The organism is Streptomyces sp. NBC_00442 (assembly GCF_036014195.1).
GTDB lineage: Bacteria > Actinomycetota > Actinomycetes > Streptomycetales > Streptomycetaceae > Streptomyces.
Genome location: NZ_CP107918.1, coordinates 4,381,496 through 4,395,421, shown reverse-complemented (window position 1 = coordinate 4,395,421; position 13,926 = coordinate 4,381,496). Strand labels below are relative to the sequence as shown.

General features: G+C 72.8%; 10 protein-coding genes. 3 read left to right on the top strand and 7 right to left on the bottom strand.

Annotation, left to right across the window (positions count from 1 at the left end):
- Window positions 1-90 precede the first annotated feature (90 nt).
- The 4 genes from OG432_RS19760 to OG432_RS19745 all read right to left on the bottom strand — a co-directional run bounded on the left by OG432_RS19760 (window position 91) and on the right by OG432_RS19745 (window position 5,444).
- Complete coding sequence (locus OG432_RS19760; protein WP_328312282.1) at window positions 91-696, bottom strand: hypothetical protein; 606 nt, start codon at window positions 694-696, stop codon at window positions 91-93.
- Window positions 697-778: 82 nt separating this feature from the next.
- Window positions 779-1,897 carry an ADP-ribosylglycohydrolase family protein gene (locus OG432_RS19755; RefSeq protein ID WP_328312281.1) on the bottom strand — a complete coding sequence of 373 codons (1,119 nt, stop codon included), beginning with the start codon at window positions 1,895-1,897 and terminating at the stop codon, window positions 779-781.
- A gap of 192 nt (window positions 1,898-2,089) precedes the next feature.
- On the bottom strand, window positions 2,090-2,695 hold the full coding sequence (locus tag OG432_RS19750; protein WP_328312280.1) for a dihydrofolate reductase family protein: 606 nt from the start codon (window positions 2,693-2,695) through the stop codon (window positions 2,090-2,092).
- A gap of 124 nt (window positions 2,696-2,819) precedes the next feature.
- Complete coding sequence (locus OG432_RS19745; RefSeq protein WP_328312279.1) at window positions 2,820-5,444, bottom strand: bifunctional FO biosynthesis protein CofGH; 2,625 nt, start codon at window positions 5,442-5,444, stop codon at window positions 2,820-2,822.
- Window positions 5,445-5,666: 222 nt separating this feature from the next.
- Between OG432_RS19745 and OG432_RS19740 the strand changes: the two genes are divergently transcribed.
- The gene (locus OG432_RS19740; RefSeq protein ID WP_328312278.1) at window positions 5,667-7,367 is read left to right on the top strand and encodes a CocE/NonD family hydrolase; all 1,701 of its coding nucleotides are present in this window, start codon (window positions 5,667-5,669) and stop codon (window positions 7,365-7,367) included.
- Window positions 7,368-7,430: 63 nt separating this feature from the next.
- Here OG432_RS19740 and OG432_RS19735 read toward each other — a convergent pair whose 3' ends face one another.
- Window positions 7,431-8,261, bottom strand: coding sequence for a TIGR03619 family F420-dependent LLM class oxidoreductase (locus OG432_RS19735; protein WP_328312277.1), 831 nt, complete (start codon window positions 8,259-8,261; stop codon window positions 7,431-7,433).
- 269 nt (window positions 8,262-8,530) lie between these two features.
- On the opposite strand from OG432_RS19735, the gene OG432_RS19730 reads away from it, so the two are divergent.
- On the top strand, window positions 8,531-10,063 hold the full coding sequence (locus tag OG432_RS19730) for a CehA/McbA family metallohydrolase (RefSeq protein WP_328312276.1): 1,533 nt from the start codon (window positions 8,531-8,533) through the stop codon (window positions 10,061-10,063).
- 70 nt (window positions 10,064-10,133) lie between these two features.
- A complete protein-coding gene (locus OG432_RS19725) occupies window positions 10,134-10,457 on the top strand; it encodes a putative quinol monooxygenase (RefSeq protein WP_328312275.1) in 324 nt (107 codons plus the stop codon).
- Between the two features lie 93 nt (window positions 10,458-10,550).
- Here OG432_RS19725 and OG432_RS19720 read toward each other — a convergent pair whose 3' ends face one another.
- Entirely contained in the window at window positions 10,551-12,011 is a 1,461-nt protein-coding gene (locus OG432_RS19720) for an aldehyde dehydrogenase family protein (protein ID WP_328312274.1), read from the bottom strand.
- Window positions 12,008-13,747, bottom strand: a complete 1,740-nt coding sequence (locus tag OG432_RS19715; RefSeq protein WP_328312273.1) for an N-acyl-D-amino-acid deacylase family protein — start codon at window positions 13,745-13,747, stop codon at window positions 12,008-12,010. The genes OG432_RS19720 and OG432_RS19715 overlap by 4 nt, the downstream gene beginning before the upstream one ends.
- Between the last annotated feature and the right edge of the window lie 179 nt (window positions 13,748-13,926).

Genomic DNA, 13,926 nt, shown 5'->3' with positions numbered 1-13,926 from the left:
CTGTCCCCTGTCCCCTGTCCCCTGTCCCCGGACGGTACGGCCGGGCGGCTCGACCCCGCCCGGCCCGCCCGCCGTCGCTCGTGCGGCGTGTCAGCCGACGATCCTCGGGTCCTGCGGGTCCTGCGAGTCCTGCGGGCCCCGCGGGTCGTCGCCGCTCGGCGCGGGGGCGTCCTGGCCGTCGCCGCCGCCCTCTGCCGGGTAGGCCTCGTCGCGGTGCGGGCCCCAGCGCTCGTACGTGCCCTGCCGGCCGAGGCCGCCCTGCCCGTCGACGCCACCCTGTCCGTCGATGCCGCCCTTGCCGTCGTCGTCGGCCGGCGGGCAGTGCCGCCCCTTCCCGTCCTCCCGCGCGCCCTCTTCCGCGCCCTCCTGCTCGTCCATCACCATGTCGTCCACGGCCTGCTGGGCCTCCCCGGCGTCGTACGGCGGGAGTTCGTCCCGCCGGGCCGCGGGGTCGGTGAACGCGGGGTCGGTGAACGCGGGCTCGGTGAACGCGGGGCCGGTGAACGCGGGGCCGGTGAACGCGGGGTCGGCCTCGCTCTGTACGTAGCTCTGCTGATCGGCGTCGGCGGCGGGAGCCGCGGAGGAGGGCCCGGCACCGGAGCCGAGCAGCGCGAGGGCGACCAGCGGTGCCGTGAACCAGCGGGCCGACAGGGCGCGACGGGCGTGCGCGGTACGGGCCGTGGGGAGGGGGGTCATGACGACGACCCTGGCGAACGGCCGCGCGTGCGCGCGAGTGACACGCGGCGCGGAAGGCGATCCTTCGCCCGCACGAGTGGTTTCAGCCCCTCGGGTAGCGGAGCAGCCACCCCGCCGTGTTGACGGCGGGGCCGTGCAGGGCAGGCCCCTGCGTCATCTCCATCGCGAAGTCGTCGGCGAGCTCAAGTACCGTGGCGCGGCCCTCTAGTTGGGCGAGCCAGGCGGGTGGCAGCGCGGTCTCGCCGTGCATCGCGCCGAGCAGGCTCCCGCACACGGCGCCGGTGGCGTCCGAGGGTCCGTCGTGGTTGACCGAGAGCAGCAGCCCGTGCCGGATGTCCTCGCCGACCAAGGCGCAGTACACGCCGATCGCGAGCGCCTCGGGGGCGGTGTGCCCGGTGCCGAGGGTGGCGACGAGGGCCGGGCTCGGCATGCCCTGGCGTACGGCGCCCAGCGCGTGCTGGAGCGCCTCGGTGACCCGCTGGTGCCCGGGGCGCACGGCGAGCTGCGCCAGCGCCCGCTGCACGGCGCCGTCGATGGCCTCGCCCCGGGCGAGGCCGTGCACGATGACGGCGAGCGCGCCCGCGGAAAGATAGGCCGCCGGGTCGCCGTGGGTCTGCGTGGCGCACTCCACGGCCAGTTGCAGAACCAGTTGCGGCTCCCAGCCCACGAGGAGGCCGAACGGAGCGGAACGGGTGAGCGCGGCGGGGTCGTCGGCGCCGGGGTTCTTGGGCTGCTCCAGGGTGCCCATGAGGTCGTCGCCGAGCCCCACGAGGCAGGCCTTGGCCGGGTCGCGGCGGGCGTAGAGCCACTCCTGGCCGGCGAGCCAGCCGTTGTCCTCGCGGCGCTCGTCGGGACCCCAGTCGCGCTGGGTGGCGGCCCAGCGCAGATGCGCCCGGTGCACATCGGTGGGCGGGTGCCAGGCGCCGGTGTCACGGCGGACCTGGGCGCGTATGAGCCCGTCCACGGTGAACAGGGTGAGCTGGCTGGCCGCGGTCACGGCGCCCGCGCGGCCGTACACCGGGACGAGGTCGGCCAGGGCGTCCGGGCCGTGCCGCTCGCGGATCTCGCCGAGCGCGAGCCCGGCGACGCCCGCGCCCAGGGTGTCGCCGATCGCCCCGCCCAGCAGACAGCCCCGCACACGGCTGCGGAAGTCCTGCTGTTCGGCCCGGCCCCATATGGGTGCGGATGCGGCTGCGCTCATGCGGCAGCACGGTACCTGAACGGATGCGCCCGCTTAAGCCCCCAATCCGACCGTTCCCAGCCAACCCCGAGGCTCCGCCCCGGCCCCCGTTCGCGCCTGAAGGGCGCTCGCCGGCACACTCCCCCAAGGCCTTAAGGGCCAGGCGCACCGGGCTCCGGCCCGGCGGCGTCCGGGCCGGCGCCGAGGGCGACATCACGCAGGGGCGCCGAGCGGCGGGTGTTCGAGCACGCGGGGCTTGTACTCGACCAGTTGGCTGCGGCCGTCGAAGGTGCGGTGCTCGACCAGCTCGAGGGCAACGTCCGGATAGCCGTCGTAGATGCGTTCTTCGCCCGTGGCCCCGGTGATCACCGGGAACATCACGACCCGGAAGCGGTCGACGAGTCCGGCTCGCAGCAGGGACCGGCACAGGCTGAGGCTGCCGATCGTGCGGAGGAGCCCCGAGCCGCTCGACTTCATGGCACGGACCGCCTCGACCGCGTCGTCGCGGACGAGCGTGGAGTTGGCCCACGTCAGTGGCTCCTTGAGGGAGGAGGAGAACACCACCTTCGACGCTTGCGTGAGCTCGTCGACGGAGGCCTCCTCCTCGGGCCTGAACTCGTCCTGGCCACTGGGGACGTCGCCTGCGGCGAAGCCCGACATCAGGCGGTAGGTGTTCGCTCCCATCAGGTAGGTGGCCTCGGGCTGCTCGCCCAGCCATGCGAGGTACTCCGGGCCCTCGAGGCCCCAGAACCCGGGCCATCCCTCTCCCGATGCGTAGCCGTCGAGGGAGGTGATGAAGTCGACGAGAAGCTCCGACATGGCGGTGTCCTTTCCTGGGGTGTCACGAGCTTGGACCGACCGGGAGCGACAAACTCATCGGCGCGCTGTGGAGTGACGAGGAATCGGCCTGGCCAACCCCTTGCTGATGGGCCTCTCGCATTCCCTAGGCGTCCAGGACCGGGAGGAGGTCCGGAAGGTGGCCGTCGGAGGTGCGGGCCGCCGAGACCCGCTCGGCCGGCACCTCGCCGTACAGCGTCGTGCGTGCCCGGGACGGCCGGCCCGCCGCCTCCGCGATGGCCTCCAGGTCCTTGATGGAGCGGTACGAGCCGTAGCTGGAGCCCGCCATACGGGAGATGGTCTCCTCCATCAACGTCCCGCCCAGGTCGTTGGCGCCCGAGCGCAGCATCTCCGCCGCGCCCTCCTGTCCCAGCTTCACCCAGCTGGTCTGGATGTTGGGGATGTGGGGGTGGAGGAGGAGGCGGGCCATCGCCGTGACGGCCCTGTTGTCGCGGGCCGTGGGGCCGGGCCGTGCGATGCCGGCCAGATACACCGGCGCGTTGGTGTGGATGAAGGGCAGCGTGACGAACTCCGTGAAGCCGCCGGTCTCCTGCTGGATGCGGGCGAGGGTGCGCAAGTGCCCCAGCCAGTGGCGGGGCTGGTCGACATGCCCGTACATCATCGTGGAGGAGGAGCGGATGCCCAGCTCATGGGCGGTCTTCACCACCTCGATCCACGTGGCGGTGGGCAGCTTGCCCTTGGTGAGGATCCAGCGGACCTCGTCGTCGAGGATCTCCGCCGCCGTGCCCGGGATCGAGTCCAGACCGGATGCCTTCGCCTCGGTCAGCCACTCGCGGACGGACATCCCGGTGCGGGTCGCGCCGTTCACCACCTCCATCGGCGAGAACGCGTGGACGTGCATCCCCGGCACCCGCTCCTTCACGGCCCGCGCGATGTCGAAGTAGGCCGTGCCCGGCAGGTCGGGGTGGATGCCGCCCTGCATGCACACCTCGACCGCCCCGACCTCCCAGGCCTGTTCGGCCCGGTCCGCCACCTGGGACAGGGACAGGGTGTACGCGTCCGCGTCCGTGCGGCGCTGCGCGAAGGCACAGAAGCGGCAGCCGGTGTAGCAGACGTTGGTGAAGTTGATGTTGCGCGTGACGATGTACGTCACGTCGTCGCCCGTCACGGACTTGCGGACGTCGTCCGCGATCCGGCACAGCGCGTCCAGCGCCTCGCCGTCCGCGTGCAGCAGCGCGAGCGCCTCGTCGTCGCTCAGCTTCGTCGGGTCGTCGGCGGCGGCCGAAAGGGCCTGACGTACGTCGGCGTCGATGCGCGAGGGCACCATGCCCGGGGCCGCCGCCTCGCGCAGCGCCGCCCAGTCGCCGTACACGGAGTCGAAGTCCTCGCGGCGGTCGCCGGTGCGGCCCTCGGTGTCGATGGTGTGGTGCAGATCGGTGCGGCCGCTGCTGGTGAAGCCCTCGTCGGGTTCCTGCCAGGGCAGCCCGCGCACCGCGGCGCCCTCGTCGGCGAGGCCGGTCTCCGCGTCGGCGAGCGCGCGTACGTGCGGCAGCAGCCGGGGGTCGAGCCACGGCTCGCCGCGCTGGACGAACTCCGGGTAGATGCACAGGCGTTCGCGCAGCGAGAAGCCTGCGGCGCCGGACTTCTCCGCCAGTTCCTCGATGCGCGGCCAGGGGCGCTCGGGGTTGACGTGGTCGATGGTGACCGGCGAGACCCCGCCCCAGTCGTCGATGCCCGCGCCGATCAGGCGCCCGTACTCCCCCGCCACCAGGTTGGGCGGCGCCTGGAGGCAGGCGGCGGGGCCCATGATGTGCCGGGCGACGGCGACCGTCGCCACCAGGTCGTCGAGGTCGGCGTCGGGCATGCCGCGCATCGCCGTGTCCGGCTTGGCGCGGAAGTTCTGGATGATCAGCTCCTGGATGCCGTGGTAGGCGCGCGCCACGCGGCGCAGCGCGAACAGCGAGTCGGCGCGCTCCTCGTACGTCTCGCCGATGCCGATGAGCAGCCCGCTGGTGAACGGCACGGACGAGCGGCCCGCGTCCTCCAACACCCGCAGCCGCACGGCCGGTTCCTTGTCCGGGGAGCCGAAGTGGGGGCCGCCGGGCTCGGACCACAGGCGGGTCGCGGTGGTCTCCAGCATCATGCCCATGGAGGGCGCGACGGGCTTGAGCCGCTGGAAGTCGGTCCACGACAGGACCCCGGGGTTGAGGTGCGGGAGCAGGCCCGTCTCCTCCAGGATGCGGACGGACATGGCGCGTACGTAGGCGATCGTGTCGTCGTAGCCGTGCGCGTCGAGCCATGCGCGGGCCTCGGGCCAGCGGTCCTCGGGCTTGTCGCCGAGGGTGATCAGGGCTTCCTTGCAGCCGAGTTCGGCCCCGCGGCGGGCGATGTCGAGCACCTCGTCGGGCGACATGAACATCCCGTGGCCGGCCCGGCGCAGCTTGCCGGGCACGGTGACGAAGGTGCAGTAGTGGCAGGTGTCCCGGCACAGCCGGGTGAGCGGGATGAAGACGCTCTTGGAGTACGTGATGACGCCCGGCCGGCCGGCCGCTTCGAGGCCCGCGTCGCGGACCCGGGCGGCGGAGGCGGTGAGGTCGTCGAGGTCGGCGCCGCGGGCCTGGAGCAGCACGGCCGCCTCGGCGACGTCGAGCGCCACACCGTCCCTGGCGCGTTTCAGCGCGCGCCGCATCGAGTTGGCGGTCGGCGCCCCGGACCGCCGCTGGGCCGGGTCCGGTCCTTCTGCCTGCGGGGACTGTGCGCTGGGAGTCATCCTTCGAGGATACGAGCGCGAGCGCGGGGCGAACCCGCGGGCGTCATCTCGGGCACCTCTCGCCGCCCCGGGCCACGACCGCACCACGGTGCGGGACGTTTCCGGCCGATCCCCACCAAACGGGCCTGCACGCAGTGCGTTCGCGTCGATACTGAGCGTTGTCGCCGCCGGTCCGGGCGGCGGCATCGGTGCGAGTCGACGACGAACTGGGATGGGACCGACGTGACTTCAAAGGAAACGCGACCGAACGCCGTGGTGAGCCTCTACCCGGAGCTGGACGAAGGGGTGCTCGCGCAGGTCGTCCAGGCGCTGCGCACGGGTGACACCTCCGCGCTCGCCCCCGCGCGGGCGGCCGAGGTCGACGCGGCACGCGAGGCGGCGACGTTCCGGGACGGGGTGAGGGTGCCGGTCGGCGAGGGTGTGGAGCTGGACGCCGCGTTATGGCTGCACAACGGCGAAGGGCCGCACCCGCTGATCGTGATGCCCTCGCCGTGGGCCAAGCAGGGCTGGACCGTCTACGCCGTGCAGGCCATGCGTTTCGCGCGCCGCGGCTATCACGTACTGGCCTATACCGCACGGGGCTTCGGCGAGTCCGGCGGCGAGGTCGAGGTGGCGGGCGAGGCGGACATCGCCGACGGCATCAAGGCGCTCGACCACCTCGTCTCCGAGGCGGGCGGCCCCGGCGCCATCGGCAGGGTCGGCTTCCTCGGCGACTCCTACGGTTCGGGCATCAGTCAGCTCGTCGCCGCGGAGGACCCGCGGGTGCACGCGGTGGTCGCGCTCAGCACCTGGGGCGACCTGGGCGAGGCGTTCTACGAGAACAACACCCGGCACGTGGCGGCCGTGCGGACCCTGCTCGGCGCCGCGGCCACGGCCCGGCTCAGCGCGCGCACCCAGAAGGCGTTCGACGACGTCCTGGCGAACGAGAACGTCGAGGAGACACTGCGGTGGGCCGCGTCGCGTTCGCCGTACCACCGCGCCGAGAAACTGAATGACCGTCAGGTTCCGGTGCTCTTCGCGCAGGCCTGGCACGAGACGCTGTTCCCGGGCAACCAGACGCTGAAGATGTTCAACGCGCTGAGCGGCCCCAAGCGGCTGCTCTGGTCGATCGGCGACCACTCGGGCCCCGAGATGACCGGAATCCTGGGCCTGCCCAACCGGATCTGGCAGGACGCCCACCGCTGGTTCGACCGCCACCTCCTCGAAGTGGGCGGGGGCGAGAACGGGGACGAGGCCGCGGCCGCGGCCTTCGACGAGGAGTCCGGCGCCGAGGACCAGGTGGTCAGCGAGGTCATGTGGGGCCGGGCCCTGGAGTCCCGGCCGACCTGGCACGCGGCCACCGGCACCCCCGAGCGGTTCTATCTGACCGGCCCCGCCGACGGCGCCAGGGACGGCGGTCTCCTGGACAAGCCCGCCGACGGCCTGCACACCACGTTCACCACCGGCACCGACACCCCGGCCACCGTCGCCGACCAGATCCTGGTCACCGGGTACGCCGAACTGGCCGGCCTGCCCAAGGCGTACCGGACCGGGAAGATCGACCGGAGCGCGGCCGGCGTGTGGACCAGCGCCCCCCTGCCCTCGCGGCACCAGCTGCGCGGCGTGCCGCGGCTGCGGGTGACGGTCGCCGCCGACACCGCGGACGCGCTGTTCGTGGCGTACCTCTTCGACGTCAACGCCCTCGGGATCGCCCGCATCATCACGCACGCGCCGTACACGCTGCTCGGCGCCGCGGACACGCCCACCGCCGTCGACCTCGCGCTCCAGGTCACCGGGTACGACGTGAAGGCCGGCCACCGCCTGATGCTGGTCCTCGACTCGGTGGACCCGTTCTACGGCGGCCCCGCCGACGAGACACCCGGCACGATCACCGTCACCTCGCCCGACGAGGACCCGTCGTATCTGGAGATCCCGCTGAGCTGAGCGAGCGCGGGACGGGGGCGGCCCCACCGGGGCCGCCCCTTCCTGTCGTCCCCCGGCGCCCGCCTACAGGTACCGGGCGTACTCGTCGAGCACCTTGAGCACCGAGGTGTCGTCGGCGGACGGCAGCTGGAGCACGACCTCCTCGATGCCGAGGTCCGCGTAGTGCGCCAACTTGCCCGTCTCCGGCAGGACCGCGTACGGGACGACCTGGAGGTCGCCCTCCGCGCGCCCGGCGTCCGCCCACACCTGGCGCAGCACGGGCAGCGACTCGCTCAGGCCGCGCCCGCCGATGGGCAGCCAGCCGTCCGCGTACTCCGCGATGCCCGCGAACAGCTTCGGCCCCGCCGCCCCGCCGACCAGGGTGCGCGGCGCGCCGTTCCGGTGCGGCTTGGGGTGGGCGTGCGAGGCCCTGACCGACCCGAACACGCCGTCGTGGGCGGTCGGTTCAGCGGCCCACAGGGCGCGCATGAGCGCCATCCGGTCCCGCACGAGGTCGCGCCGGGTCGTCCACTCGACGCCGTGATCCGCCGCCTCCTCCTTGTTCCAGCCGAAGCCGAGCCCGAGCGTGAAGCGCCCGCCGGACAGGTGGTCGAGCGTCGCGATCTGCTTGGCGAGGTCGATCGGATCGTGCTGGGCGACCAGCGTGATCCCGGTGCCGAGGTGCAGGCGCTCGGTGACGGCCGAGGCCTGGCCGAGCGCCACGAACGGGTCGAGGGTGCGCCCGTACTCCTCCGGCAGCTCGCCGCCCGCCGGGTAGGGCGTGGCCCGCTCGACCGGGATGTGGGTGTGCTCGGGCAGGTAGAGCCCGGAGAACCCGCGCTCCTCCAGCTCGCGCGCCAGCCGTACGGGGGTGATCGTCTGGTCGGTGAGGAAGATGGTGACGGCGATGCGCATCGGCATACCTTCCGGTCGGTCCGGGGTGGGGATCACTTCCTATCCCCAGCGCCGCGAGCCCGCAAGGGACGCCCGGCGGTCGCCTCCGCGCGCCGCGTGAATCGGACACGCCCCCTCAACTCACCGACTCCCCCCGTTCACCCGCGGGTACGACAGTGGGCAGGCACCCGGCAGTCTGCGGGCGCCCTCTCCTCCTGCTCCTCTCGATCCCCCCCTCTCGTTCCACCCCCTCTCGATCCACCCCTCTCGATTCGCTGGGAGTTCAGCTCATGACCGAGAACGGATCCGGATCCATCGGCAGACGCGGCCTCATCGCGACGGGCGCGGCCGCCGCCCTTACGTTGGGAAGCGTGAGCTTCGCGAACGCGGCGCCGGGCGGCGGGGCCGGTGCGGCCGGTGGCGCGCGCCCCGACGAGACCAGGACGGTGCGCGGCACACTGCCGCCCGGCGCCCCCGATTTCGTCTACCTTCCCGTGGAAGTGCCACATGGTGTACGGGAGTTGGCGGTCTCCTACGCGTACGAGAAGGCGAGCGTGCCGGCCGGCACCCAGAACAACGCGCTCGACATCGGCATCTTCGACGAGCGCGGCACGGCGCTCGGCGGGGCCGGGTTCCGAGGCTGGTCGGGCGGGGCGCGCACGGAGTTCTTCCTGCGGGCCGACGACGCGACCCCCGGCTATCTGCGGGGCCCCGTGCGCGCCGGGACCTGGCACATCGCGCTCGGCCCGTACACGGTCGCCCCGCAGGGCCTGCCGTACACAGTGACGGTCACGCTGAAGTACGGCGATCCCGGCACCACACCGGCGCCGGTCTATCCGCCGCCGCGCGCCAAGGGGCGGGGCCGCGCCTGGTACCGGGGCGACTGCCATCTGCACTCGGTGCACTCCGACGGCGGCCGCACCCCGGCCGAGATCGCGGCGCTGGCCCGCGCGGCCGGGCTCGACTTCATCAACACCTCCGAGCACAACACGACGTCGGGCCACCGGGCGTGGCAGGGCCTGTGGGGCGACGATCTGCTGATCATGACCGGCGAGGAGATAACCACCCGCAACGGGCACGTGGTCGCCCTCGGTACCGAGCCCGGCCGGTTCGTCGACTGGCGCTACCGGGCCCGGGACCACCGTTTCGGCCACGTCGCGCGCGGGGTCCGCGCGGCGGGCGGGCTCGTGGTCCCCGCCCACCCGCACGCCACGTGCGTCGGCTGCAACTGGAAGTTCGGCTTCGGTGACGCGGACGCGGTGGAGGTGTGGAACGGCCCGTACACCCCCGACGACGAGGCGACCCTCGCCGAATGGGACAACTCCCTTGCTGTCGCGTCCCGTTCGGGACGTGCGTGGCTGCCCGCGATGGGCAACAGCGACGCCCACCGCGACCCGGACCGCGTCGGCGGCCCCCAGACGGTGGTCCTGGCCGACGACCTGACGACACGGGCGATCCAGGCGGGCCTGCGGGCGGGACACTCGTACGTGGCGGAGTCCGCGGCGGTCTCCCTGTCCTTCGGCGTCTCGGGAGGTTACGGCCGGCACGCGGGCATCGGCGACCGCCTGCGGGCCTCCCCCGACGAGCCGGTGACCGCCCGACTGGAGGTGACCGGCGCCCCCGGCTGCACGGTGGCCTTCGTCACCGACCAGGGCACCCTGCACACCACCGCGCTCCCCGCCTCGGGCACCGGCACGGCGACGTGGCGGACCACCCCGGCCAACGCCACCTACATCCGCGCCGAGGTCCGTCACACCCCCACGGCCCCCGGCTTCCCCGGCCCGATGGCGGCGCTCACGAACCCGGTGTTCCTGGGAGGGTGAGACGGCACCCGACGGGCGTCCGGTATGGCCGGTTTCGCGGTGGGTGGGTGGGCCTGGCACAGTGAAAGGCATGATCTTCATCGCCGTCAGGTTCACCGTCCGCCCCGAGCACGCCGACAACTGGCCCACCCTCGTCGACGCCTTCACCCGCGCCACCCGCGCCGAGCCGGGCAACCTGTTCTTCGACTGGTCGCGCGGCCTGGACGACCCCGCCCAGTACACCCTGCTCGAAGCCTTCGCCGACGCCGCCGCGGGCTCGGCCCACGTCGAGTCCGACCACTTCCGGGCCGGGCTCGAAACGATGGCCGGTGCCATCGCCGCCACCCCGGAGATCATCAACGTCGAGGTGCCCGGACAGGGCTGGAGCCAGATGGCCGAGCTCCAGCCCAAGTAGCAGCCGGGGAGAAACGGTCGGGGAGAAACGGTCGGGGCGGAACAGTCGGGGCGGAACAGTCGGGCAGGAGCAGCCAGGCAGCAACAGCGCGGTCTAGCCGGGCCAGACGATCGACTGGAGTTCGCTGTACGCGTGCAGCGCGTACGAGCCGACGTCCCGGCCCACCCCGCTCTTCTTGAAGCCGCCGAACGGCGCCTCCATGTTGCGGCCGATCGTGTTCACTCCCACCCCGCCGGCCCGCAGCCGGCGCGCGACGCGGAAGGCGCGGGCCACGTCGCCGGACCACACGTAGTCGAGCAGGCCGTACTCGCTGTCGTTGGCGAGCGCGACGCCCTCTTCCTCGTCGTCGAAGGGGATGACCACGACGACCGGGCCGAAGATCTCCTCGCGGGCCACCCGCATGGCGTTGGTGCACTCCGCGAGGAGGGTCGGGGCCACATAGAAACCGCGGTCGAGTGGTGGGCGCTCACCGCCCGCCACGACCGTCGCCCCCTCCTTGCGGCCCAGCTCCACATAAGACTCCACCCGGTCGCGGTGGGCGGCCGAGATGACCGGACCGACCACCGTGTCACGGGCCGTCGGATCTCCGACCTTCAGGAACCCGGCGTACGCCGCGAGCCTCTCGACCAGCTGGTCGTGGACGGCGCGCTGGACCAGGACGCGGGTCGGCGCGGTGCAGATCTGCCCGCTGTAGAAGGAGAACGTGGTGCCGATGCCCTGGACCGCCGAGTCGAGGTCGGCGTCGTCGAAGACGACCGCGGCGCCCTTGCCGCCGAGCTCCATCAGCTGCCGCTTCATGTCGCGCCCGCACACCTCGGCGATCCGCTGCCCCACGGCGGTGGAACCGGTGAAGGAGACCATGTCGACGTCGGGCGAGTCGACGGCCGCCTCGCCGACCGCCGGCGCGGACCCGGTGACCACGTTCACAACCCCGGGCGGCACCCCCGCCTCCTCCAGCGCCGCCGCCATCCTGAACACCGACAGCGGGTCCTGCGGAGCGGGCTTCACCACGACGGTGTTGCCCATCGCGAGCGCGGGCGCCACCTTGCCCGCCGGATTCGCCCACGGATTGTTGTACGAGGTGATGCAGGTGACCACACCGACCGGCTGGCGCACGGCGAGCGCGCCGAACACCCCCGCGCGCCCCATCGGCCCCGCCTCGTTCACCTGCGGTACGAGCGCCCGCTCCACCGGCTCCAGGGCGCCCTTGGCGTACCGCCGGAACCGCGAGACCCCCACCCCGACCTGCATGCCGCGGGCGGTGGCGGTGGTGGCTCCGGTCTCGGCGCGGGCGAGTTCGGCGTTGGCCACGAAGTCGCGCTGCATGAGGTCGGCGGCCCGGTCCAGGATCGCCGCCCGCTCCTCGGGACGCGTGCGCGACCAGGCGCCGAAGGCCTCCCGCGCCGCGGCGGCCGCCCGGTACACCTGGTCGCGGCCGGCCTCGGGCGCGAGCCCCACCACGTCCTCGGTCGCGGGATCGAGCACGGGATAGTGCCCGCCGTCGGGCTCGACCCACTCGCCACCGATGAACAACTTTTCTTCCTGTGCGCTCACTTGGTGCTCACCGTCCTGGTGTCGCGCCCCGAACGGAGCACGGTGCCGGGCACCGCGCCCGTCACCCGGTCGTCGCGGAGCGTCTCGACGCCGTTGACCCGGACCGAGACGATGCCGATCGCCTTGGAGTCGAGCCGGGGGCTGTCGCCCGGCAGGTCGTGCACGAGGGTGGCGGGCCCGGCCTCGATGCGCTCCGGGTCGAACAGGACGAGGTCGGCATGGAACCCCTCCTCGATCCGCCCGCGCCCGCGCAGCCCGAAGAGGCGGGCGGGATCGTCGGTGAGCATCTTCACGGCCCGCTCCAACGGGACGAGCTTGCGCCCGCGCAGGCAGTCCCCGAGGAAGCGGGTGGTGTACGGAGCCCCGCACATCCGGTCGAGGTGCGCCCCGGCGTCGGACCCGCCGAGCAGCACGTCGTCGTGCTCCCAGGTCTCGCGGCGCAGCTCCCAGGTGGCGGGATCGTTGTCGGTCGGCATGGGCCAAAGGACTGTACGCAGAAGGTCGTTGGCGCAGATCTCGACGAGGCAGTGGAAGGGGTCGAGCCCCCGCTCGGCGGCGATGTCCCCGACCACCCGCCCCGACAAACCCTCGTTCTCGGGGCTGTAGGTGTCACCGATGACGTAGCGCCCGAAGTTGGCCAGCCGCCGGAAGATGCCGGCTTCCTTGCTGTCGGCGCGCCGCAGCATCTCGGCCCGTACGTCCGCGTCGCGCAGCTTGTCGATGCGCTCGGGGACGGGCAGGCCGAGGATCTCGCCCCACCCCGGTATGAGGTTGAGGGCGCAGAACGTGCCGAGCGACATGTTCATGGGCGTCAGGATCGGCATGGTGAGCGCGACGATGCGGCCACCGGCCTTGCGGGCACGCTCACTTGGGATCAGCTGACGCGGTACGCGTTCGGGTACGGCGGCGTCGATGGTCAGGACGTTCCAGTTGAGCGGACGTCCCGCGGCGGAGCTCATCTCGACGAGCAGGTCGATCTCGTCGTCCGCGAACTGGTCGAGGCACCCGGCGACGATCGCTTCCAACTGCGTGCCCTCGTGCTGCCCGACGGCTTCGCACAGCGCGAGGAGTTCGGCGGGCAGCGCGTGCCGGGATGCCACGGGTTTGCCGTCGCCGTCGGAGTGGGTGGATGACTGGGTGGTGGAGAGCCCCCAGGCGCCGGCGTCCATGGCGTCGTGGAGCAGGGCGAGCATGGCGTCGAGCTGCTCGGGACTCGGCTGCCCGCCGACCGCGTCGGGCCCCATCACGTGGCGCCGCAGCGCACAGTGCCCGACCATGAACCCCGCGTTGACGGCGATGCGTCCGTCGAGTGCGTCCAAGTACTCCCCGAAGCCGCTCCAGCCCCAACTGACCCCCTCCTCAAGGGCCTTGAGGGACATCCCCTCCACCTTGGACATCATGCGCCGGGTGTAGTCGGCGTCCTCGGGACGGTCGGGGTGCAGCGGGGCGAGGGTGAATCCGCAGTTGCCGCCGGCGACGGTGGTGACGCCGTGGTTCATGGACGGGGTGGCGTACGGGTCCCAGAACAGCTGGGCGTCGTAGTGGGTGTGCGGGTCGACGAACCCGGGCGCGAGCACGAGCCCGGTGGCGTCCTCACTGGTGACGGCGCCCTCCGTCACCCCTCCTGGCCCGGCGACGACGGCGATCCGCCCCGCCCGTATCCCGACGTCGGCGAGCCGGGCGGGGGCGCCGGTGCCGTCCACGAGGGTGGCGCCCTTGATCAAATGGTCGAGCATGGGGTCCCTTTCCTGTACGGGCTTTCCGGTACGGGTTTCCGGTACGGCTTTCCGGTACGGAGCTCCTCTTGGCACCCGGGGTACGTCGCACCCGGGGGGTGGGCCCGGCCCGGCCGGGGGCGGCCGCGGGGTTGCCTCCGGCCGGGGCGGGTTACGAGACGGCGGTCCGGGAAGACGCC

Excerpts from the sequence above, each read along its gene's own strand:
- OG432_RS19750 (WP_328312280.1), bottom strand. The coding sequence starts at position 2,695 with ATGTCGGAGCTTCTCGTCGACTTCATCACCTCCCTCGACGGCTACGCA.
- OG432_RS19735 (WP_328312277.1), bottom strand. The coding sequence starts at position 8,261 with ATGCGCATCGCCGTCACCATCTTCCTCACCGACCAGACGATCACCCCC.
- OG432_RS19725 (WP_328312275.1), top strand. The coding sequence starts at position 10,134 with ATGATCTTCATCGCCGTCAGGTTCACCGTCCGCCCCGAGCACGCCGAC.
- OG432_RS19755 (WP_328312281.1), bottom strand. The coding sequence starts at position 1,897 with ATGAGCGCAGCCGCATCCGCACCCATATGGGGCCGGGCCGAACAGCAG.
- OG432_RS19715 (WP_328312273.1), bottom strand. The coding sequence starts at position 13,747 with ATGCTCGACCATTTGATCAAGGGCGCCACCCTCGTGGACGGCACCGGC.
- OG432_RS19745 (WP_328312279.1), bottom strand. The coding sequence starts at position 5,444 with ATGACTCCCAGCGCACAGTCCCCGCAGGCAGAAGGACCGGACCCGGCC.
- OG432_RS19760 (WP_328312282.1), bottom strand. The coding sequence starts at position 696 with ATGACCCCCCTCCCCACGGCCCGTACCGCGCACGCCCGTCGCGCCCTG.
- OG432_RS19730 (WP_328312276.1), top strand. The coding sequence starts at position 8,531 with ATGACCGAGAACGGATCCGGATCCATCGGCAGACGCGGCCTCATCGCG.